At 64.9% G+C, this 20,685-nt stretch carries 24 protein-coding genes and 1 other RNA gene; 14 read left to right on the forward strand and 11 right to left on the reverse strand.

Annotation, left to right across the window (positions count from 1 at the left end; genetic code table 11):
- Positions 1–201: 201 nt before the first annotated feature.
- On the reverse strand, positions 202–2,250 hold the full coding sequence (locus C8J44_RS03020; protein WP_183128683.1) for a protein-disulfide reductase DsbD: 2,049 nt from the start codon (positions 2,248–2,250) through the stop codon (positions 202–204).
- A 108-nt stretch (positions 2,251–2,358) separates the two neighbouring features.
- Between C8J44_RS03020 and C8J44_RS03025 the strand changes: the two genes are divergently transcribed.
- Positions 2,359–3,987, forward strand: a complete 1,629-nt coding sequence (locus C8J44_RS03025) for an alkaline phosphatase family protein (protein ID WP_121903294.1) — start codon at positions 2,359–2,361, stop codon at positions 3,985–3,987.
- A gap of 126 nt (positions 3,988–4,113) precedes the next feature.
- Here the strand turns inward: C8J44_RS03025 and C8J44_RS03030 are convergent, their stop codons facing one another.
- A complete protein-coding gene (locus C8J44_RS03030) occupies positions 4,114–5,055 on the reverse strand; it encodes a right-handed parallel beta-helix repeat-containing protein (protein WP_121903295.1) in 942 nt (313 codons plus the stop codon).
- 227 nt (positions 5,056–5,282) lie between these two features.
- Here C8J44_RS03030 and C8J44_RS03035 point away from each other — a divergent pair, with 227 nt between their 5' ends.
- Positions 5,283–6,491 carry a cation:proton antiporter gene (locus tag C8J44_RS03035; protein ID WP_121903296.1) on the forward strand — a complete coding sequence of 403 codons (1,209 nt, stop codon included), beginning with the start codon at positions 5,283–5,285 and terminating at the stop codon, positions 6,489–6,491.
- Between the two features lie 106 nt (positions 6,492–6,597).
- Here C8J44_RS03035 and pspF read toward each other — a convergent pair whose 3' ends face one another.
- Positions 6,598–7,635, reverse strand: a complete 1,038-nt coding sequence (pspF, locus tag C8J44_RS03040) for a phage shock protein operon transcriptional activator (protein WP_121903297.1) — start codon at positions 7,633–7,635, stop codon at positions 6,598–6,600.
- Positions 7,636–7,807: 172 nt separating this feature from the next.
- Here pspF and C8J44_RS18375 point away from each other — a divergent pair, with 172 nt between their 5' ends.
- The 10 genes from C8J44_RS18375 (at position 7,808) to C8J44_RS03085 (ending at position 11,415) form a co-directional block, all read left to right on the forward strand.
- Positions 7,808–7,951 carry a hypothetical protein gene (locus C8J44_RS18375; RefSeq protein ID WP_183128684.1) on the forward strand — a complete coding sequence of 48 codons (144 nt, stop codon included), beginning with the start codon at positions 7,808–7,810 and terminating at the stop codon, positions 7,949–7,951.
- A 52-nt stretch (positions 7,952–8,003) separates the two neighbouring features.
- Positions 8,004–8,669, forward strand: a complete 666-nt coding sequence (gene pspA / locus C8J44_RS03045; protein ID WP_056048430.1) for a phage shock protein PspA — start codon at positions 8,004–8,006, stop codon at positions 8,667–8,669.
- 1 nt (position 8,670) lies between these two features.
- Positions 8,671–8,970, forward strand: a complete 300-nt coding sequence (gene pspB, locus C8J44_RS03050) for an envelope stress response membrane protein PspB (RefSeq protein WP_056048427.1) — start codon at positions 8,671–8,673, stop codon at positions 8,968–8,970.
- A gap of 1 nt (position 8,971) precedes the next feature.
- Positions 8,972–9,355 carry an envelope stress response membrane protein PspC gene (pspC, locus tag C8J44_RS03055; protein WP_121903298.1) on the forward strand — a complete coding sequence of 128 codons (384 nt, stop codon included), beginning with the start codon at positions 8,972–8,974 and terminating at the stop codon, positions 9,353–9,355.
- Positions 9,356–9,387: 32 nt separating this feature from the next.
- Entirely contained in the window at positions 9,388–9,663 is a 276-nt protein-coding gene (locus C8J44_RS03060) for a hypothetical protein (RefSeq protein WP_121903299.1), read from the forward strand.
- Between the two features lie 17 nt (positions 9,664–9,680).
- Complete coding sequence (locus tag C8J44_RS03065; protein ID WP_183128720.1) at positions 9,681–9,986, forward strand: hypothetical protein; 306 nt, start codon at positions 9,681–9,683, stop codon at positions 9,984–9,986.
- Between the two features lie 14 nt (positions 9,987–10,000).
- The gene (locus tag C8J44_RS03070) at positions 10,001–10,315 is read left to right on the forward strand and encodes a hypothetical protein (protein WP_183128685.1); all 315 of its coding nucleotides are present in this window, start codon (positions 10,001–10,003) and stop codon (positions 10,313–10,315) included.
- Positions 10,312–10,560 carry a hypothetical protein gene (locus C8J44_RS03075; RefSeq protein ID WP_121903301.1) on the forward strand — a complete coding sequence of 83 codons (249 nt, stop codon included), beginning with the start codon at positions 10,312–10,314 and terminating at the stop codon, positions 10,558–10,560. Before C8J44_RS03070 ends, C8J44_RS03075 begins: the two co-directional genes overlap by 4 nt.
- A gap of 9 nt (positions 10,561–10,569) precedes the next feature.
- Complete coding sequence (locus C8J44_RS03080; protein WP_121903302.1) at positions 10,570–10,809, forward strand: hypothetical protein; 240 nt, start codon at positions 10,570–10,572, stop codon at positions 10,807–10,809.
- A 198-nt stretch (positions 10,810–11,007) separates the two neighbouring features.
- Positions 11,008–11,415, forward strand: a complete 408-nt coding sequence (locus tag C8J44_RS03085) for a SufE family protein (protein ID WP_121903303.1) — start codon at positions 11,008–11,010, stop codon at positions 11,413–11,415.
- Positions 11,416–11,471: 56 nt separating this feature from the next.
- Here C8J44_RS03085 and C8J44_RS03090 read toward each other — a convergent pair whose 3' ends face one another.
- Together C8J44_RS03090 and C8J44_RS03095 are read right to left on the reverse strand one after the other, a co-directional pair.
- On the reverse strand, positions 11,472–11,831 hold the full coding sequence (locus tag C8J44_RS03090; RefSeq protein ID WP_259466681.1) for a (2Fe-2S) ferredoxin domain-containing protein: 360 nt from the start codon (positions 11,829–11,831) through the stop codon (positions 11,472–11,474).
- Positions 11,816–12,355: a J domain-containing protein gene (locus C8J44_RS03095; RefSeq protein ID WP_121903304.1), complete on the reverse strand. Its 540-nt coding sequence runs from the start codon at positions 12,353–12,355 to the stop codon at positions 11,816–11,818. Before C8J44_RS03095 ends, C8J44_RS03090 begins: the two co-directional genes overlap by 16 nt.
- 216 nt (positions 12,356–12,571) lie before the next feature.
- On the opposite strand from C8J44_RS03095, the gene C8J44_RS03100 reads away from it, so the two are divergent.
- Together C8J44_RS03100 and C8J44_RS03105 are read left to right on the forward strand one after the other, a co-directional pair.
- A complete protein-coding gene (locus C8J44_RS03100; protein ID WP_121903305.1) occupies positions 12,572–14,152 on the forward strand; it encodes a SulP family inorganic anion transporter in 1,581 nt (526 codons plus the stop codon).
- Positions 14,149–14,787 (forward strand): carbonic anhydrase, encoded by a 639-nt coding sequence (locus C8J44_RS03105; RefSeq protein WP_056048405.1) that lies wholly within the window; start codon positions 14,149–14,151, stop codon positions 14,785–14,787. Before C8J44_RS03100 ends, C8J44_RS03105 begins: the two co-directional genes overlap by 4 nt.
- Positions 14,788–14,832: 45 nt before the next feature.
- Here C8J44_RS03105 and C8J44_RS03110 read toward each other — a convergent pair whose 3' ends face one another.
- The 6 genes from C8J44_RS03110 to C8J44_RS03135 form a co-directional block, all read right to left on the reverse strand.
- A complete protein-coding gene (locus tag C8J44_RS03110) occupies positions 14,833–16,854 on the reverse strand; it encodes a hypothetical protein (RefSeq protein WP_121903306.1) in 2,022 nt (673 codons plus the stop codon).
- Between the two features lie 59 nt (positions 16,855–16,913).
- An RNA gene (rnpB, locus tag C8J44_RS03115) (RNase P RNA component class A) lies at positions 16,914–17,298 on the reverse strand.
- Between the two features lie 107 nt (positions 17,299–17,405).
- Complete coding sequence (locus C8J44_RS03120) at positions 17,406–18,095, reverse strand: N-acetylmuramoyl-L-alanine amidase (RefSeq protein WP_121903307.1); 690 nt, start codon at positions 18,093–18,095, stop codon at positions 17,406–17,408.
- A gap of 162 nt (positions 18,096–18,257) precedes the next feature.
- On the reverse strand, positions 18,258–19,115 hold the full coding sequence (locus tag C8J44_RS03125; RefSeq protein WP_121903308.1) for a protein-glutamate O-methyltransferase CheR: 858 nt from the start codon (positions 19,113–19,115) through the stop codon (positions 18,258–18,260).
- The gene (locus C8J44_RS03130; protein WP_259466682.1) at positions 19,112–20,209 is read right to left on the reverse strand and encodes a chemotaxis protein CheB; all 1,098 of its coding nucleotides are present in this window, start codon (positions 20,207–20,209) and stop codon (positions 19,112–19,114) included. Before C8J44_RS03130 ends, C8J44_RS03125 begins: the two co-directional genes overlap by 4 nt.
- Before the next feature lie 76 nt (positions 20,210–20,285).
- Complete coding sequence (locus tag C8J44_RS03135) at positions 20,286–20,651, reverse strand: response regulator (RefSeq protein ID WP_056048393.1); 366 nt, start codon at positions 20,649–20,651, stop codon at positions 20,286–20,288.
- Positions 20,652–20,685: the final 34 nt, after the last annotated feature.

Below are 20,685 nucleotides of genomic sequence, written 5' to 3' on the forward strand. Positions count from 1 at the left end.
CGAAACGGTCAATTCCCCATCAAGCGTTGCGGTTCCATGCTGCAACGCATCGCTGCGGTGCACAAGGGTTGAATGTGGCCTGCCGCCGCGCACGTCTTTCATCCTGACGAAAGTCAGGATGAGGGTCATTGCCGATGACGCTTGGTAATCTGGATCCTGACTTTCGTCAGGATGACGGAATCGGGGGGCGTTAGATGCGGCTTAGGTGCCTAGGCCTTCGAGCAGGCCTGGCGTGAGGACCTGCGGGAGGACGGTAGGTTCGGCCGCGCCTGGTGCGTAGTATAGGTATAGCGGCACACCTGCCCGGTTGTGGGCTTGGATGAAGCGACCCATTACCGGGTCGCCATCGGTCCAGTCACCGATCAAGGCCGCCACCTTGTGCTTGGCAAAGGCATCGCGGACGCCGGTGGTGTCGATCGCCGCCTTCTCGTTGACCTTGCACGTCAGGCACCAGTCGGCGGTGAAGTACACGAACACCGGACGCTTCTCGGCGCGCAACGAGGCGAGCTTGGCCTCGGTGAACGCTTCGTCGCCAGCGGTCGCTACTTTTGCGGACACTGGCGGCGCGCGCGAGATCAATACCGCGCTGCCGACGAACACGACGAGCAGCAGGATTTGCGCAACCATGCCGAACGACTTGCCGTTGCGCTGGCGCGAGCCGCCGATCCACAGCACCGCGCCGATCGCCAGCACCGCGACCAGCGCGAGCGTCAGCGTGTCCACCCCGGTCTGTCGCCCGAGCACCCAGCCGAGCGCGATCGCAGTCAGGAACATTGGCACCGACAGGATGTGTCGGAACGTCTCCATCCATGCGCCTGGCTTTGGCAGCCACCGCCGCCACGCAGGGATGAACCCGATCGCAAGGAACGGGAGCGACAAGCCGATCCCGAGCCCGCCGAACACGGCGAGCGCCGCCGGCCACGGCAGCACCAGCGCCGCGCCGAGCGCAGCGCCCATGAACGGCCCGGTGCACGGAGTCGCGATGAATGCGGCCAGCGCGCCGGTCGCGAACGCGCCGCTTGCGCCGCTTTCGCCGGCAAACCGCGGTGTCGGGACCTCGAACAGCCCGGCGAGGTTAAACGCGATCGCGGTGCTCAGGAGCAGCAATGCGACGATCGCACCGGGATGCTGCAACTGGAACGCCCAACCGACTGCGGAACCGCCTGCGCGCAAGGCCAGGATCGCGCCACCGAGGCCGAGGCACACTAGAACGACGCCTGCGGTGTAGGCCAGCGCCTCACCGCGCGCGTCCTTCTCGCTCGCGCCGCCGCGGGCGAGGCTGAGCGCCTTGAGGCTGAGGATCGGGAACACGCACGGCATGATGTTGAGGATCAGGCCTCCGAGCACTGCGCCCGCGAATGCGATCAGAGCCGTCAGCCAGAGACTCTCGCCGTTCGCGCTGGTCGCGCCGCCGCCAGCCGCTTCGGCCACCACACCTGGCGTCGCCTTGACGCCGAGCCCCTGCCCGTCGCCGATCCGGAGCACGCCCTCGATCGGTCCGTCAACCTTGGCGTTCGCGGCGACCTTGGTGCTGATCGTCAGTCGGTCGCCGTCACGCGCGACCGTCTGCGCCGCGCCATTCTCGATCGCGCCGGTGGTGACCGGGAAGAAATACGCCTTGTCGATCTTCGCGCCTGCGGGGAACGGCACCGCGATCCGCATTGTCCCGTTGCTCACGGCGTAGGTCCCGCCGGCATCGAGCGGCTTGGGGATCGCCTGACGCCAGCCCGCGAACGCGGCGGCCTGCGATGGCGCGCCATCACCGATCGTAAGGTCGAGCGAGAGCGCCTTCTCTTCGGGTACGCAGATCGTCGCCGAGCAGACGAGGTAGCTCGTCTTCAGGCGGATGGGGAATTTCGACCCCGCCGCCAGCCCCGCCGGAACCTGGATCGTCACGAGCGGCGCATAGGGCGCCTCATAGACGTAGTTCATCAGGCCAGCGATCAGCAGCGTCGTCGGCACCGGCCATTCGGGCTCGCCCGCCTTCGCGCCCGTCGGCAAGGTCCAGTCGAAGGTCGCCGGAAAACCCGCATCGCCGGGGTTGCGCCAATAGCCGTGCCAGCCTGTTTCGGGCGTCGTCGCGAGTGCGATCGTCAGCGGGGCGCCGGCTTTCGGGTGATCGCTTTCTGCGACCAGCTTCATCATCAGATGCTGGCTGGAGCCGTTCAACGATTCCGCAAACGCGGGCGCACTTGCCAGCCCGCAGACGGCCAGCAAGACCGTCATGAGGACGCAACGTAATCCGCGCATGGCCATCCTTGTTTCGTTCATCGCGCAAAGCCATAGCGGTGACCTTGTCGTATTGCACTTCAAAGCGACGGCTGCGCTTGATGGTCGTCGCTGACTAAAGGACTGTTCGTGAAAGCACTTATCGCCGCGTTCCTGCTGACTTCGGCCGCTTCAGTCTCTGCTCAGACGGCACCGCCCCCTGCATCGACCCCGACGACGCCGCCAAAACTGATCGTCGCGATCTCGGTCGACCAGTTCGCCGCCGACCTGTTCCAGCAGTATCGCAATCACTATACCGGTGGCTTCACGCGGCTGTTGAACGGCGCGGTGTTCCCGAGCGGGTATCAGAGCCACGCCGCGACCGAGACGTGCCCCGGCCACTCGACGATCCTTACCGGCATGCGGCCCGCGCATACCGGGATCATCGCCAACAACTGGATCGACCAGCGCGCCGGGCGCCCCGATAAGGTGGTCTATTGCTCGGAGGACGAGCGCGCACCGGGTAGCACGCACGAGAGCTATACCGTGTCCGACATGCACCTGAAGGTGCCGACGCTCGGCGAGATGATGAAGGCGCGCGATCCGCGGACGCGCTCGGTCTCGGTCGCGGGCAAGGATCGCGCGGCGGTGATGATGGGCGGCCACAAGGTCGACGAGCTCTGGTGGTGGGATGGCAAGACGTACGTTTCGTATGCGGGGCGCGCGGTACCGCCGGCGGTGCAGCGCACGCGCGACGCGGTCGCCGCGCTGATCGCCAAGCCGCAGGCGGCGCTCCCCCTGCCCGGCTATTGCGCAGGTGTGAACCATCCGATCGTGATCGCCGGCAAGACCTATGGCCAGGGTCGGTTCGAACGCGAGGCGGGCGATGCCAAGGGCTTCCGCGTTTCGCCGGCCTCGGACGCAGCAGTGTTCGCGATGGCGGCGGCACTGGTGCAGGACATGAAGCTCGGCAAGGGTCCGCAGACCGACATCATCGATATCGGCGCGTCGGCGACCGATTACATCGGGCATACCTATGGCACGCAGGGCTCGGAGATGTGCATCCAGATGGCGCAACTCGACAAGACGCTAGGCGATTTCTTCAACGTGATGGACGAGACCGGGGTCGACTACGAAGTCGTGCTGACCGCGGATCACGGCGCGCACGATGCGACCGAACGCCAGCAGCAGCGCGCGATGCCGATGGAGGCGCACATGGACGAGAACGTGCTCGCCAAACAGGTGGGCACTGCGATCGCCAAGGACATGGGGCTGCCGGGTAGTGTGCTACTCGGGACCGAAGGCGACGTGTATATCGACGACACGCTGCCAGCGAAGACGCGGGCCAAGGTGCTTGCCGAGGCGCTGCGCCGCTATCGCGCGATGCCGCAGATCGCGGGCGCGTACTCCGCCGCCGAGATCATGGCGACGCCGATGGCGAAGTCCCCGCCGGAGACATGGACGCTGATCGAACGGGCGCGGGCGTCGTTCTATCCCGAGCGGTCGGGGCAAATGGTGGTGCTGCTCAAGCCGCGCGTGACGACGATCGTGTCGCCGGCGGGCGGCTATGTCGAGACGCACGGGTCGCCGTGGGATTACGACCGCCGCGTGCCTATCCTGTTCTGGCGCAAGGGGATGACCGGGTTCGAGCAGCCGCTGTCGGTGGAGACGGTGGATATCGTGCCGACGTTGGCGGCGACGATCGGGTTGCCGGTGTCGGGGCTCGACGGGCGGTGCCTCGATCTCGATCCGGGGGCTGCAAGCACTTGCGCTAACTGAGGCGCGCTAAGCCTCGCAAAAAGAACTGTTCTCCCGCGAAGGCGGGAGTCCAGTCTGGGCTACCGCCTTCGCGGAAGAACACGCTTCTGGGTTGGAGCAATGGTGACGCATCCCGCGCGCGCGCCTTTACCGGGTCTCGAACGCCCGAAGACCCGCACCCAACCGGTTCGCGCCGATCGGGAGCTTGTCGTGGCTGAAGTCGATCAAGAAAGCGGGGTTGGTCGTATCCCCCGGCGACAGCCGCGCGTCGTTGTTCTCGACACGCAGCCCGGTCGACGGATAGGTCCGCGCCTCAGCCGCGACGACGATCATGCCGGAGTGGTTTTCCTTGTCCTTGCCCTGCACGAAGGTGTTGCGCGCGATCAGGCCGGTCGCGCCTTCGGGCAAGTCGATCATGTAGTTGGTCTTGTGCCCCGCGGTATCGTCGAAGCTGTTGTCGGTGATCGTGACCGTGGGGCTGCGCAGCTTGACGTAATGCCCGCCATTGCCGCGCTCGAACCGCGAATTGGTGACCGAAATGCTGCCCTTGTTGTCGAGGTAGATCGAATGCGCGCAGCTCGGCGACTGGTCGCACTGGCCAAGCCCCGAAAAGGTCGACCGGTCGATCGTGATCCGCTGGTTGGTCGGCTGACCGCCGAGAATTCCCTCCTGGCTGTTGAGGAACATGGAGTTCGTGACGGTGAGGTCGCCCGACTCTGTACGGATGCCGGCGCCGTTGCCGTCCGATACGCGGTAGCCGCGGAAGACAAGGCCATCGACCACCGACCCGTTGCCGCGCAGCACCAGCGCCGCCTTGTCCTCGCAGGCGACGCTGTCGAAGATCGCCTTGCCGGGCTGAACCGCCTTGAAGGTGATGTGGCCACCCTGCTGGATCGCGCACTGCCGATAGGTGCCGGGGGCGATCAGGATCGTCGCGGTCCCCATCCGGATCGACGTCACCGCCTCCTGCAACGTCGCGAACCCCTGTCCGTTGACGGTGAACGGCGCGGTGCCCTGAGCAAAGGCGGGCGCCCCGGCCGGCGCCGCCAGCAACGCCAGCAACGCCAGCGCAAACAACGATCGTCTCATGGGAAATCCTTTCGCGGGTACCGGCCCGCCCGGCGCACGGCACCGACGGTGACACACGGCGTATCAGGTCGCACCGCTTCATGTCAGCCGCTTTAGGTGTCCCGCAATGGCGCAGGCCCCGCGTGGTGGACCGCGACCATCAGCCGATTGCCGCCGCACTCACGCGCGGATAGTGTGCGCCCGAAACGAAGCCGGCGGGGGGAACCGATCGGCGCCGGGGGATCTGCATGCACGCCATGACGCCGACGGAGGTCTTCCTCCTCGCGATACTCATCATCTTTACCGTGCCGTATCTGGTGTGGCGCCTCGGCCGCACCGATTACTGGGCGCCACTGGTGGTGGTGCAGATCTTCGGCGGCATCCTGCTGGGGCCGGGCGTACTCGGCGCGGCGTATCCTGATTATTACGCGACGGTCTTCACGCCCGCGACGCTCGGCTCGCTGAACGGGATCGCGTGGTGGGCGGTGATGATGTTCGTGTGGGTCGCCGGCATCGAACTCGATCTCGGCGAGGCATGGAAGCGGCGCGGCGAAACCGGCGTCACCGCAGGGCTTGCGCTCGTGGTGCCGCTGATCACGGGCAGCATCGCCGCGGTGCTGATGCTGCGCTACCCCGGCTGGCGCGGGCCGGACGGCGCGACGTGGCAGGTGGTGCTCGGCATCGGCATGGCATGCGCGGTCACCGCGCTGCCGATCCTCGTGCTGTTCCTCGAAAAGCTCGATGTGCTGCGTCAGCCGATCGGCCAACGGATCCTGCGCTATGCCAGCCTCGACGACATCGCGATCTGGGGCGTGCTCGCGCTGATCCTGCTCGATTGGGAGCGCGTCGGCCGGCAGGGCGGCTTCCTGGTCGGGTTCGCGATCGCCACATTTGTCGGGCGCAAGCTGATGACGCGGATCGAGGAACACGATCGCTGGTATGTCAGCCTGATCTGGCTCGCCGGCTGCGGGTTCGCGGCGGACTGGGCGGGACTGCACTTCATGGTCGGCGCGTTCCTGTCGGGCGCAGTGCTCGATTCGAAATGGTTCACGACCGCGAAGATGGACCAGTTCCGTCACTTCGGTCTGCTTGCGGTGATGCCGGTGTTCTTCCTGTCGACGGGCCTGAAGACGCAGTGGGCGGTCGGCGGCTATGCGGTGTTCGGCGCGGCGGCGTTGCTGCTGGTCGCGTCGGTCGGCGGCAAGCTGGCGGGCGTTCACGCCGCGGGGCGGATCCTGAAGTGGCGGCCAGGCGAGGCGTCGGCGATCGGCTGGCTGCTCCAGACCAAGGCGCTGATCATGATCATCTTCGTCAACATCCTGCTGGATAAGAAGATCATCACCAACGAGACGTTCACGGCGCTGCTGTTGATGGCGCTGGCGAGCACGATGCTGACGGTGCCGGTGGTTGCGCCAAAGCTGAAGAAGCTGGCGGGGCTGGTGGGGAAGAGCGGCTAGCAACGCCATGTCGTCATCCTGACGAAAGTCAGGACCCAGGGTTACGAACGCCGTCCAGCCTGGCTCTGGGTCCTGACTTTCGTCAGGATGACGGGTGGTTGGCGGCTCAGGCCCCCGCGTTGAGCAGGTCGTGGCGTTTCAGGGCGTGGCGGAGTTGGTCGTAGCTCAGGCCTAGCGCCTCGGCGGTGGCGCGCTGGTTGAAGCGGTTTTCCGACAACGCGCGCGAGAGCAAATCGCGTTCGAAGCGCGACACGCGGGACTTGAAGTCCGAGGGACCTTCCTCACACGCGACGACCGGGTCTTCACCGTCCTCCGCTTCGATCGGTTGCGATGCCGCGGCCGCCGGCCTCGGCGCGGTCGATGCCCCCGGACGGTGTGGCGACTGAAACGGGTCGATCTCGATTGCGTCGATCGGCCCCGCTTGTTCCCAGCGATACACCGCGCGCTCGACGACGTTGCGGAGTTCGCGGACGTTGCCCGGCCAGCGATACGCGATCAGCGCATCCATTGCCGCGGGGCCGAACCCCTCCCAGCGTTCGCGGCCCAGTTCGGACGCCATGCGCCGGCCAAAATGTTCGGCGAGTACCACCACGTCGCCGGTCCGCGCGCGCAGAGGCGGCAACGTCACCACCTCGAACGACAGCCGGTCGAGCAGGTCGGCGCGAAACTCGTGGCGGTCGACCTTGTCCGGCAAATGCTCGTTGGTCGCAGCCACGATCCGCACATCGACGCGCATCGGCCGCGACGAGCCGATCCGCGTGATCTCGCCATACTCGACCGCGCGCAGCAGCCGGTCCTGCGCCGCCATCGACAGCGTGCCGAGTTCGTCGAGGAACAGCGTCCCGCCATCGGCCTCCTCGAACCGCCCTACCCGCGCCTTGGTCGCGCCGGTGAACGCACCCGCCTCGTGGCCGAACAACTCCGCCTCGATCAGCGTCTCGGGCAGCGCCGCGCAGTTCATGATCACCAGCGGCTGGTCCCACCGCGGCGACAGGCGATGGAGGCGTTCGGCGACCAGTTCCTTGCCCGTCCCGCGCTCGCCGATCACCAGTACCGGACGATCCAACGCCGCCGCCCGCGACGCGCGTTCCAACGCTGCCATGAACGTACCGGACTCGCCGATGACCTGGGTTGTTCGCTCCATGGCGAAGATGTGGCGCGAATTCCCAACTCTTGGCAAGCTTGCGGTGCCACCCCGGCAGTCGAAATCGCGCAAACCCCTGCAAACCCAACATTTTCAAAACTGGCACGAGAGATGCACAGCTTCAGGCAACCCGCCGAATAGCGGAACCAACCATCCTTAAAGGGGACCCACCATGTTCAACACCACCATCGCCCGCACCGTCGCCGCCACCCTCTGCACCATCGTCGTCAGCGCAACCTGCGTCCTCGGCGCAGTCGGCCCCGCGATCGTAAACAACGCGGTCCCCGTTGCAGTTCACACCGCAATCGTGGCCTAATACCCCGACGGCTCGCCAAGAGCCTCGGGCCGACCCCTGGAGTAGGATTTACATGGGCATCTTTTCCCGCACCCGCGACATCGTCGCCGCCAACTTCGCCGATCTCATCGAGAAGGCCGAAGATCCGTCGAAGATGATCCGCATGATCATCCTCGAGATGGAGGAGACCCTGGTCGAGGTTCGCGCCTCCGCTGCGCGCACCATCGCCGACCAGAAGGAGATGCGCCGCCATATCTCGAAGCTGGAGCAGCTCCAGGACAACTGGACCGAGAAGGCCGAGCTGGCGCTGAGCAAGGACCGTGAGGACCTCGCCAAGGCCGCGCTCGTGGAACGCCAGAAGGCGTTCGACATGGCCGAGCAGTTGAAGGCCGAGGTCGGCGTGCTCGACGATGCGCTTCGGGCTTCTGAGGAGGACATCGCCAAGCTCCAGACCAAGCTCCGCGAGGCACGCACCAAGCAGAACGCGGTGCAGACCCGGCTGGAGAGCGCGAACAACCGCACCCGCCTGCGTGAGATGTACAACGGTCCGAAGACGCACGAGGCGTTCAGCCGCTTCGACATTCTCGACCGCCGCGTCGACGAGGCCGAGGGCCGCGCGGATGCGATGGGGCTCGGGGTCGTCAAGACGCTCGAAGAGGAAATCGCCGAGTTGCGCAGCAACGACAAGGTCGATGCCCAGCTCGCCGCGCTGAAAGCGCGCCTGAAGAAGGACGACTGAGATGGACGATTTCATGCCAGTTCTGGTCTGCGGCATTCTCTTCATCGGGCTGCCGTGGGTGATCCTGCACTACATCACCAAGTGGAAGCAGGCGCCGCGGATCACTGAAGAGGACGAACGGTTGCTCGACGAGATGCAGGCGCTCGCACGTCGCCTCGAAGACCGCGTGATGACCGTCGAACGGATCATCGCCGCCGATAACCCCGACTGGAAGCCAGGCCTCGGCACAACGCAGTCGCCGTATCTTTCGGATCGTCAGTCCGAACGCCCATTGGATCGCCCCCTCGATCGGAGGAACTGAAATGTCTGGCAGCCGCACACAGTTTTACCTCGATAAACAGAATGCCAAGTGGAAGGGCGTCTGCGCGGGGATTGCCGACTATACCGGCATCGATGCGCTCTTCGTCCGGGTCGGGATGGTCGTCCTCACGCTCGCCGGGGGCTTTCCCTGGACGCTGCTGGCCTATTGGATGGTCGCATGGATGGGACACGCCAAGCCGATCGGCCTGTACGAGACGCCCGATGACGCGAAGTTCTGGCAGGGCGTCCGCTCGAACCCGAAGCGCTCGACCGCCGAGGTGCGCAGCAAGTTCCGCGACATCGATCGCCGCCTTGCCGACATCGAGACACACTATACCAGCCGCTCCAGCAACAGCCTCGCGGCAGAGATCGACAGCCTGCGCTGAGACGCGGCGTCGATCCAAAAGGGGGAAATACCATGCCACCAGAAGCAGCACTCATACTGGGTATCATACTGGGAACGCTGGCAACGCTTACGATCCAGGCATTTGGTCGCCGCAAGGCGCGGATCGCGGTCAAGGCCGCGAACCGGGATGCGGAACGCAGCATCGCGCTGCTCGACAGTGAGAATGCGCGCCGCACCGGTCAGATCGACCGCTTGCAGGAGCGTATCCAGGTCCTCGAAAGGATCACCACCGATCCCGCCGAGCGCACCGCACGCGAAATCGAGGCGCTTCGCCTCCAGCCAAACTGAGGGATCGAACAATGGATATGGGTTGGATGGTACCGGTCGGCATCGTCGGTGCGGTCAGCGCATCGCACGCTTTCCGGACATGGGTTCGCGCCAAGCATGGGTATCCGCTGGAAAGCGATCATGGCGGCAAGCGCCACCGTCTCAGCTACCAGCATGGGACAGGCCCCGACGATCAACGCAAGGTCGAGCTGCTGAGCAGCGAGAATGAGCGCCTGACCGGGCAGGTCTCCCGCCTCGAGGAACGGATCGCAGTCCTCGAACGCATCGCCACCGATCCCGCCGAGCGTACGGCACGCGAGATCGACGCCCTCCGCGACCGTTGAAAGGGATCCTGACGATGATAAGCCCGATACTTATTCCCATCCTCGGGATCTGCTGCGGACTGCTCGCGATCTTTGGCGGCGTCGTGGTTCGGCCCTGGTTCGCCTACAAGAACCGCAGGATGGAACTCGACGCGCAGATGATCGCGGAAAAGTCGGCGCAATATGCGGCGCACACCGGCCGGCTGGAACAGCGGGTCCGCGTGCTCGAACGGATCGTTACCGACCGCGGGATCGAACTGGCGGACGAGATCGAGCAGCTTCGCGACGAACGCCCGCTCAACGGAGCCCCGCTCAACGGGGTCCAGACATCACAGGAGACAGGATCATGAATGGTGGACAGGTGATGGTCGTGATGATCGTCGTGATCGTAATGATTGCCGGTATTATCAAAGCCGGCCTCAAAAACGCTCACCGCAATGACGGGGTGTCGCTGATAAACGATCCCGAAGCGGCGCGGCTGCGCGACGAGGTGCAGCAGATGAAGGAGCGCATCCAGGTGTTGGAGCGCGTGATCACCGACAACCACAAGAGCGTCGATCTCGACCGAGAGATCGAGCGGCTCCGCGACCGCTAGGAGGCGGACATGATCGAACCTAACGTCTATATCACCTTGGCGCTGGCGAGCCTTGCGGGCCTCGCGATGATCGTGGCCGGTGGCTTGGCCGGATGGCGCGGATGGCTATCGCTGCGGCGGCTGGAGCTGGATCATACACAAGACGGTCGGATGCCGATGGCGGTGTCGACCGGGTCGCGGATCGAGATCGCCGACTTGAAGGAGCGGATCAAGAAGCTCGAGGCGATCGCTGCCGGGGTGGATCTTTAAGCCTCGCCAAAACCACACGACCACCCCGGCGAAGGCCGGGGCCCAGTTGGAGAGGTAGTAATAACGAATTACCGTACCTCACCATAGCTGTCCCCCAACTGGACCCCGGCCTTCGCCGGGGTGGTAGCAACCAGAGATACGCCTCTGGTTTGTTCCCCGGTGTTGAAGCGCTGAGGCCGAACCGCTACCGACCGCGCCATGGCCACTCTCACCGATATTCGCGAGGAATACGACTTCCTCGAACCCGACGATCGCTACCGCCTGCTGATCGACCTCGGCAAAGAGCTCGAACCGATGCCGGATGCGCTGAAGACCGATACGACGTTGGTGCGCGGGTGTTCGGCTTCGGTTTGGGTGTATCCAACCACGACCGACGATGGCCGACTACACTTTCTCGCGGATTCGAATGCGGCGATTACCAAGGGCATCATCGCTCTGGTGTTGCTAACGGTGCAGGATCAGGCGCCGGGCACGATCGTCGCGACCGACATCACTGCGGAACTTGCGCCGTTCGATCTGAGCAAGCAACTGAGTTCGAACCGCACGCAGGGGATCCCGAACATGATCGCGCTGATCCGGGAAACGGCCGAGCGGTACGCCGACTGAGACCGTGCCCTCACCCTTCCCACGGCCAAGTGGCCGAGGGCCCCTTCCCTCTCCCCTCAGGGGAGAGGGAGAGACGCCGGAGGCGGCGAGGGTGAGGGCACGTCGCGGTGTTCGGTAAGAGTTGCAACGATTTCATCCGTATCCGCACCAACCGGCACCAGCATCCACCGGTCCGGCCGAGCGCCGTCGATCATCACCACCGCGTTCTTCGGGCACACGCCGAGACACTTGATCTCGACCACCCCGCGATCCGCCTTGCGGCCTTTCTTGAGACCGAGCGCCTGACGCAACAGTTTCACTAGCGGCGTCCGGCCCTTCTCGCCGAACCCGCCGTCGAGCTTTTTCGAACATTTGCCGCAGACCAGAACGCTCCCCTGCCAGCGACTGGCAAGAACCCGGATCACGCCGGTTTCCACGTCCGCTGATCCTCGGCCGCCTTCAGCACCTCGTACGCCGCCTGCACGCCCTGGAACCGCTTGGCCGCATCCTTGTCGTTCGGGCGCACATCGGGATGGTTCGCCTTTGCCATCCGCCGCCACGCCGCACGCACGTCCTCGAACGTCGCATCGGGTTCCAGGTCCAGTACCTCCAGCGCGCGCATCTCGTCGCGCGACCGGCTGCCGTCGCCCGAGCCGGCCCAGGCATAATGCTTCGGATCGGTGTAGCCGTCAGCCGTGCGCGTTTCCGCCGCCTCCCGCTCGGCCGCTTCCTCCGCGCTCAACCCTTCGAAATAATTCCAGCCGCGATTATATTCCCCGGCATGGTTCATGCAGAAATACCAGCGGTCCGGGCTGTTCGGCGATTTCGGTGCCGGGCAATTACCGGGCTCGTTGCAGCCATGCCGGTCGCACAGCCGGACGGTCACCGCCTCGGTGCTCGCGCCATACTCGCGCCAGCGTGGAAAACCCCAGTCGGAAGATCGTGTCGTGCTTCGAGCCATAGCGGCCCGAGATAGGCGTCCCTACGGACAACGCAACCGCGCGTGACGAAGCCGAGCCAAACTCGTCCGTTCCAACTATCTTCCGCATCGCAACATTCCGCCTTGAGTCAGCCACCGTTCATCGATTAATGAACATGAACTATTTGTCATGTGGCATGGATAGATGCGTCCGGTGCGGACGTATTCCCAGCCGACACCTTAGCGACAGGAGCACTGGTGCCGACTCTCATTCCAAAGCTTACCACATGGCGTGCGGATCTTCCCGCCTCCGTCGTCGTCGCGCTCGTTGCGCTGCCCCTCTGTCTCGGCGTTGCGCTCGCGTCCGGCGCGCCGCTGTTCGCTGGCATCATCTCCGGCATCGTCGGCGGTATCGCGGTCGGCCTGTTCTCCAAGTCGCCGCTGTCGGTCAGCGGCCCCGCCGCCGGCCTGACCGTGATCGTGCTCACCGCGATCGAGAGCATGCCGAGCTACCAGATGTTTCTGATGGCGGTCGTGCTGTCGGGCGTTCTCCAGATTTGCTTCTCGCTGACCCGCGCCGGTATTCTCAGCGAGTTCGTGCCGTCGTCCGTCATCACCGGCATGCTCGCCGCGATCGGCCTGATCCTGATCCTGAAACAGATCCCGCATGCGGTCGGATTCGACCGCGAAGCGGTGGGCATCTTTGAATTTACCACCGCCAACGGCGTCAACACCTTCTCGCGGATCCTCGACAGCCTCTCCGCCAGCGTGACGCCCGGCGCGATCCTGATCGCCGGCGTCAGCCTTGCCTTCCTGTTCTGGTGGGATGGCGCCAAGCCGAAGGACGGTCCCCTGCGCTTCGTCCCCGGCCCGCTCGTCGTCGTGCTGATCGGCATCTTCGGCAATATGCTGCTCGGTTTGGTGAAGCCCGACTGGCAGCTCCAGGCAACGCACCTCGTCCAGGTGCCGATCACGCAGACACTGTCGCAATTCCCGTCGCTGTTTACCTTCCCCGACTTCTCAGGGATCACGATGGGCATCGTCTGGAGCAGCGCGGTCACGCTCGCGATCGTCGCCAGTCTCGAATCGCTGCTGAGCGTCAAGGCGGTCGACGAAATCGATCCGCGCCGTCGCTCGACCGACAAGAACTGGGAGCTGATGGCGCAGGGTGGCGGCAACATCCTGTCCGGCCTGGTCGGCGGCCTCCCCGTCACCTCGGTGATCGTCCGCTCATCGGCGAACGTCGATGCCAAGGCCGAGAGCAAGCTGTCGACGATGCTGCACGGCTTCTGGCTGCTGGTCAGCGTCGCGCTAATCCCGTCGGTACTTAACCTGATCCCGCTGTCGGCACTCGCCGCAGTGCTGATCGCGACAGGCTACAAGCTGACCAAGCCCAAGCTGTACACCGAACGCTTCAAGCAGGGCTGGACGCAGTTCATTCCATTCGTCGTCACCGTGGCTGCGATCCTGTTCACCGACCTGCTCGAAGGCATCGTCATCGGCCTCGCGGTCGGCTTCGTTTTCGTCGTCGCGCGTAACTTCCGCACCGCGATCACCTTTGCCTGCGACGACGAGGACTGCCTCGTTCGCGCACGGCGCAATCTGTATTTCATCCATAAATACGAGTTGCAGAAGTCGCTCGCCAAGGTGCCCGACAACGCGAACCTGCTGATCGACCTGTCGTCGACCAGCTATGTCGATCTCGACAATGTCGACATCATCAACGCGTTCATCAAGGGCGCCGCGTATCGCGGCATCACCGTGCTCATCCGCGGCGATCTCGCGCTGCGCACGGTCAAGCTGATCAACGCCCCCCAGACCGAGGTCCGTTTCGCATGAGGCAGTACAAACAGCTCCTGCTCGCCAACAAGGCGTGGTCGGCCGAGATCATCGAGGAAAGCGCCGATTTCTTCCAGCGCCAGCTGGTCGGGCAGAACCCGGAGTTCCTGTGGATCGGCTGTTCGGACAGCCGGGTCAGCCCGGAACAGATGACGATGACGCCGCCGGGCAACATGTTCATCCACCGCAACATCGCCAATCTGGTCAACGACGACGACATGAACCTGATGTCGGTGCTGCAATATGCGGTCGACGTGCTCGGCGTGCGGCACATCATCATCTGCGGGCATTATGCGTGCGGCGGGATCCGCGCGACGCTCGACGGCGGCACCACCGGCCCGGTCGACGACTGGCTCTCGACCGCGCGCTGCGTGCTGCACGACCATGCCGACGAGATCGACGCGCAGCCCGACCGCGAGCAAAAGGTCAACCGACTGGTCGAGGTCAACGTCCGCGACCAGCTCCTCCGCCTCGCGCGCACCAAGACGATCCAGGGCGCGTTCGCGCGCGGGCAGGAAGTGCTGCTCCACGGCTGGGTCTACGACATCCGCGACGGGCTGATCAAACCGATGATGGAAATCGATTCGACCACCGTGCTGGAAGAGGTCGGCCGGCCGGACAAGGTGCTGGTGTAGGGCTCGCTCCCTCCCAACGGTCGTTGGGAGGGCGTTAGCTAAAAGTCACGATCCACGCCGCGCCGATTCCGGCAGCAGAAACTTGATGCGGCTTGTCGTGGCACCACAACCGAGGCCTCCGTCGGGCCGATAAGTCTTGGCATATTTCGCCATCGTGAAGAATTTGGTCCCCGCTTCGGAGAAGATGAACGGCGGATAGCTCAACAGCGCGCGCTGGTTGACGACGTTGCCATCCGCGCCGATGTCGTACTGAATCTGGGTCCAGCCTTCGAAACCCCATCGCTGGGCTTCCATCGGGAACGCTTCCGATCCGGGCTTGGATACCATCTTGGGTGGTGCATCCATGATCGCACACTGGTTCGCCGTCAGGCCACTGGAGGCGAACGTCGCGCGGGCCGCATCGATCTGACCGTTGCGTTCCTCGATCGACGCGATCCGGATCAGCGCGCCGACGCGGAGCGGATCGTTCGGCCGCAACGCCTTGTCGTCCGCCACTTGCCGAAGCGTGACGATTGCCGTGTCGTTCTTTTCGGACTTTCGCGTCCGTGCAACGGCGCCATCGACCATGATCAGCCGGATCGCCGCTCGCGCCTGAGGATCGTTCGCATAGACGGGTTCCGATACCATCGGCGTCAGCGTGCGCTCAAAGACACCCGGCTTCCAGATATCGGTGACCGCATCGACGCGTCCTGGCAAATCGAAGGTCAGTCGCGCACTGGGGGGCCCATCGTTGGCCTTCGCGATCGCCAGAGCGCGTGCGTACAGTGCAGCCCGCTCTTCGCGCGCGACGGTCGGATTGCTCGTCAGGCGGTAGATGGCGGCGAGCGTGCGCAAACCGTCAGGCGACTGGGCCGTCGCCGAAGCCAGTTCGGCCCGCTGCCCCGCGAGCGCTGCCGCCTGCGGCCCTACCGGTTCGGGCGCTACCGTGACGCCCTTGCTGGAGAGCCATTGCTCCAACGCACCGTCCAACCCGTCGCCGATTGATGGCCGCTGGAACGCGGTCGAACAGCGCATCTCGACCCGCACGTGATAGCGATAGAACGCCGGAATCGCCTGGACCTTTTCGGCAGGCCACGACCAACCCTTGACCGCACGCGCGAACTCCAGCGCGACCTGACCGCCACCCGCGGCATAGATCGGCACCGCTTGGTCGATCGTGCCGTCGGATGCGATGTTGAACTCGACCACCGCGACGTCCTGCGGCTTGAGACCGGCATCGCCGCCACAATCCGGCGAGCGCATCTCTGCGGCGGGATCGAACGAACCTTTCACCATGCGTCCTGCACCGGTATAGGCCATATACCGCCGTGCCTCTTCCGCGTTGCCCCCCAGCAGGAACGCAATCGCGGCGTCGGACCGTGCCGAGGCGTCCATGATATCGACCTTGTCCGTTTCGAGGCCGCCGAGAAGCCTGATCGCCTGCAACGCGCTCGCACGGGCGCCGGCGATATCGCCAGTATTGAGTTTCAGGAGCGTCCGCTCGCGCGCGAACCGCGCGGCTACGCTCTTTTCGAGCTTCGACTTGGCGATCAGCGTGTCGCTTCGTGCCAAAGTGGCGGCTGCTGCGGTGGGATCTATGAAAATCTGCGCGGTCGCCAACGCCAGCATCGCGCCCAGCTTGTCCCCCGTGGTGATGGCGCTCGCCTCTGCCTGCTGCAGCGCAGTCACGGCGCCCGCGTAATCGAGCGTGTCGGTCGCGACCTGGCCCAGGATCAGGAACGCGCGCGTCCGATCCTCCGCGAGACTGGCGTCGTCCGCCGGAAGCAAGGCAAGCCCCGCCCGGGCGGCCTTCACCGATTCGTCGGCGCGGTTGAGCGCGAACAGAATCGGCGCCTTGCGGATCAGCACGATGCCGCGGCTGCGCGACCCGACCTTGGTCCGTGTTTCCAGCTTTTCCCAGGCCGCCAGTGACGCCGTGCGATCGGGCTTGGCATCCAGCGCGGTTGCTGCATCGAAATCTTGCTGGACCGTCGTCGACGGCGGCGGCGTCTGCGCGCCTACTGGCACAAGCCCGCCCGCCATCGCCAACACGCCGGCACTCAACAGCGCGATCGTCTTGATCCGCATCACTTCCCCCACGTCGCACCCCGCATCATTTGCGCGCAGTCTGCTACGGTTCGGGGAAGGATGCCAGAGGGTCTGTAAGCCGGGTTCTGTCCATTTCCGATCCTTCGATACGGAAGTTAGGCGACCATTCCTCTAGGACGACGGTTGCCCGCCGCCTCAAGCAATCAACCCGGGTGACGAGCTGAAACGAAGCCCATGTGCCACCCCTATTCGATCTTGCTCCCGGTGGGGTTTGCCGTGCCGCCCCTGTTACCAGGCGCGCGGTGCGCTCTTACCGCACCCTTTCACTCTGACCGCCCCGACCGAAGCCGAGGGTTGGCCGTCTGCTCTCTGTGGCACTTTCCCTGAGGTCACCCTCGCCGGGCGTTACCCGGCACCGTCGTTTCGCGGAGCCCGGACTTTCCTCGCGTGTCCTGAGACACCCGCGGCCGCCCGACCCTCTGGCGAGGCGAGCCCTAGCGTGAGTGCGGGCGATGCACCACCGTTTTCGTGGTCAAAACGGCTGCCCACCCCCTGCCCCTCCCTTTCCGGGAGGGGGAGAGTTGCGTTCGTTAGTCGTCGCCCATCGGTTTCGGCAGCAGCAACGCCAGCAATATGCAGCGGCACTCCGCATCGACCTCGCCATCGACCAGTTCCGGGCGAAACCGCCGCTGAAAAGCCATCGTCGCCGCCATCCGGTTCTCGACGTCGTAGCCGAAGCGTTCGAGCGCAAGGCAGAAGCCGCCTTCGGTCCAGCCGGGATCCATCAAATTCTTGGTTGGCCGTGGCAATGCCAGTCGCCGCCGTGCCAGTTCGTGCCACGGGAACAACTCGCCAGGGTCGCGTTTACGCGTCGGCGCGATATCGGAGTGGCCGACGATGTTGCCTCGCGTGATCTCGTGGCGATCCTTGATCTCGGCGACCAGCGCCACGACCGATGCGATCTGCTCGGGCGGGAACGGGCGATAGCCGAACTCGTGGCCGGGATTGACGATCTCGATGCCGATGCTCGCGGAATTGACGTCCTCGATCCCCCGCCAGTGCGACTTGCCCGCGTGCCAAGCGCGCTGGTCCTCGGCGACCATCCGCAGAACCGTGCCATCCTCTTCGACCAGGTAATGCGACGAGACCTTCGCCTCGGGATCGCGCAACCGGGCGATCGCTGATGCGCCGTCCTTCATGCCGGTATAATGCAGCACGATCATCGTGACGGGCTGCGTGCGATCGTCGAAATTGGGTGACGGCGTCTCGATGAACTTCAAGCCAGCTTCCCTTCGAGCCGTTCTGCACGCGTGGCACAGAGGGCGCCGCGACGCCGTGTACCGCCCGACCACTGCCCAACGACATCAGTAGCGTCAACGGGTTGCCGAAGTAATAGGCTGCGGCGGATACCGATCGGCGCCGCCAGCGCCCAGACGATACCGTCAGCTTCGTCCTGGGTGTCCTTGCGTCTCGTAGCATCCGCGAAAGCGCTTGCTCGGTTCGAACACGCGGGTCTGGCCGATCACGGTCTCGCCGGCGCCCATGACCAGAAGACCGCCCGGCCGCATCGCCGCGGCAATCTTCGGAAAGACGTGAAGCTTGGTCTCGCTCGACAGGTACAGCAGGACATTGCGGCACAGGACGATATCGAACCGACCCGGGGGCGGCTGATCCGACACCAGGTTCATCCGGCGAAACGCGATCGCCTTGGCCAGTTCCGGCTTGGCGACCCAATCGCTCCCGGTGGTATCGAACCAGCGGACCATCCGACGAACCGGCAACCCGCGCTGGATTTCGAATTGCGAGAAACGCCCCGTCCTCGCCCGGACGATGGCCGCATCGGACACGTCGGTGGCGATGATTTCCGGCATCGCCGCGCCGGTGGTTTCCTGCCGTTCCGCAAACAGCATTGCCAGCGACAGCGGTTCCTGACCGGTCGAACAGCCCGCGCACCAGATTCGCGGACGCTGACCCGTGCTTTCGGCAGCGGCGATCGCCTCGACGATCGTTTCGAAAATGTGTGCATCGCGAAAGAACGAGGTTTCCTGATTGACCAGCGCATCGACGATCCGGTCGCCGATCAGCCGGTCGCTTCCCTTGAGCAACTGGGTCACCAACTGATCGAGCGTATCCAACTTCTGATCGCGCAACAGCGGTTTCAGCGCCGTATCGAGGCGCCATGATCGATAGGCGGCGATCTGCTGCCCGGTCCGCGCCTCCAGCAATGCGGTGAGAACGCTGACCGCGGTCGGCGAGGCGACCGACGTGGGGAGCGCCGCGGGGAGTGCCGCATGAGTCATGCGCGCCGTCGCGATGCGACGAGGCGACCGATCGCGTCGGGCGCCAATACCGCGTCGGCAACGCCCGATCCCACCACAGCGCCGGGCATACCCCACACCACCGACGTCTCCTGATCCTGCGCGACGACGCATCCGCCCGCGTCGTGGATTCGGCGCGCGCCTTCTGCCCCGTCGCGGCCCATGCCACTCAGCACGACCGCCATGACCCGTGCGCCATAGACATCGGCCAGCGACGCAAGCATCGGGTCGACCGATGGCATGCACCCGCTTGCTACGGCCTCGTGCGTCAGGCGAAACGCCGCCCCGCCATCGCTGAGCCTGACGCATTTGAGATGAGCGTCGCCTGGCGCGACGACGATGCGGCCCGGGCGTATCCGCAACCGGTCGACCGCGACTTCGCAGACCCGCCCCGACAACAGCGCCATCTGTGCGGCGAAATACGGCATGAACGATGCCGGCAGATGCTGGGTGATGACGATCGGCAAACGGAAGCCGCTCGGCAGTTCGCGGAACATCCGGCTCAAGGCGTGAATGCCGCCGGTCGATGCCCCGATCGCGACGATGTCGTAATCGTCGCCCGTCGCGCGGCGAGCCAATGGCGTCGTCGGCATGCCTATAGAGCGCGAGACAGCAGGCTGGGTGATGGGGGAATACGATCCGGGAAGTGGCGATGGCGTCGATCGAACCACGAGTGCCGGCGGCAACTGTCCCGGATGCTCGCAAAGCTTTTCGAGCTTGGCGACAAGCGCCGCGCCGAACCGCGCCGACAATTCGCTCGCGGTCGGTTTGACGAGCGTTTCCGCGGCCCCCATCGCGAGCGCCTGCACGGTCGCCGCGCCGCCGTTGTCGACCGACGACGACACGATGATGACCTTCGCGCCGCCCCCCGCCGCGATCAGATCTGGCAAGGCCGTCAGTCCGTCGACGCCTGGCATCTCAATATCCAGCAGGATGAAATCGACCGTCGCCCGCGCGAGGAACTCCAGCGCGGCCCCGACATTGCCGACTGCGCCGACCACCGAAAACCGATCGCTCGCGTCGATCAGCCGCGCGATCACGGCGCGCGCGACGACCGAGTCGTCGACGATCAACACGCGGGTCGTATCGGTAGAAACGTCCGCAATGCGCCGTGGAGAGGGATGAGGCCGCGCCGTCATCGAATCGCTCGGATCAGGCCATGCCGACGATCTGGAGCTTCGATTCGAGCGTGTCACGGTCGAACGGCTTCATGACGTATTCGTCCGCGCCGGCTTCGATCGCGGCGCGGATATAGGCCATGCCGTTTTCAGTGGTGCAGAACACGACCTTCGGACGACGCGGGACGTCGGCCTCGCGCAGCGCACGCAGGAAATCCATGCCGTTCATGACAGGCATGTTCCAGTCGAGCAGGATCACGTCGGGAACCGATGCCATGCAGGCCTGCAGCGCCTCGCGGCCGTCGCACGCTTCGGTGACGGTGAACTCGAGCGTCTCGAGGATGTGACGGGCGACCTTTCGGATCACCTTCGAATCGTCGACGACAAGACAGGTCTTCATCAAAAGCCTTCCGGGGAAATCGTTGGGGTGATGA

Source organism: Sphingomonas sp. PP-CE-3A-406 (assembly GCF_003688625.1).
Lineage (GTDB): Bacteria > Pseudomonadota > Alphaproteobacteria > Sphingomonadales > Sphingomonadaceae > Sphingomonas.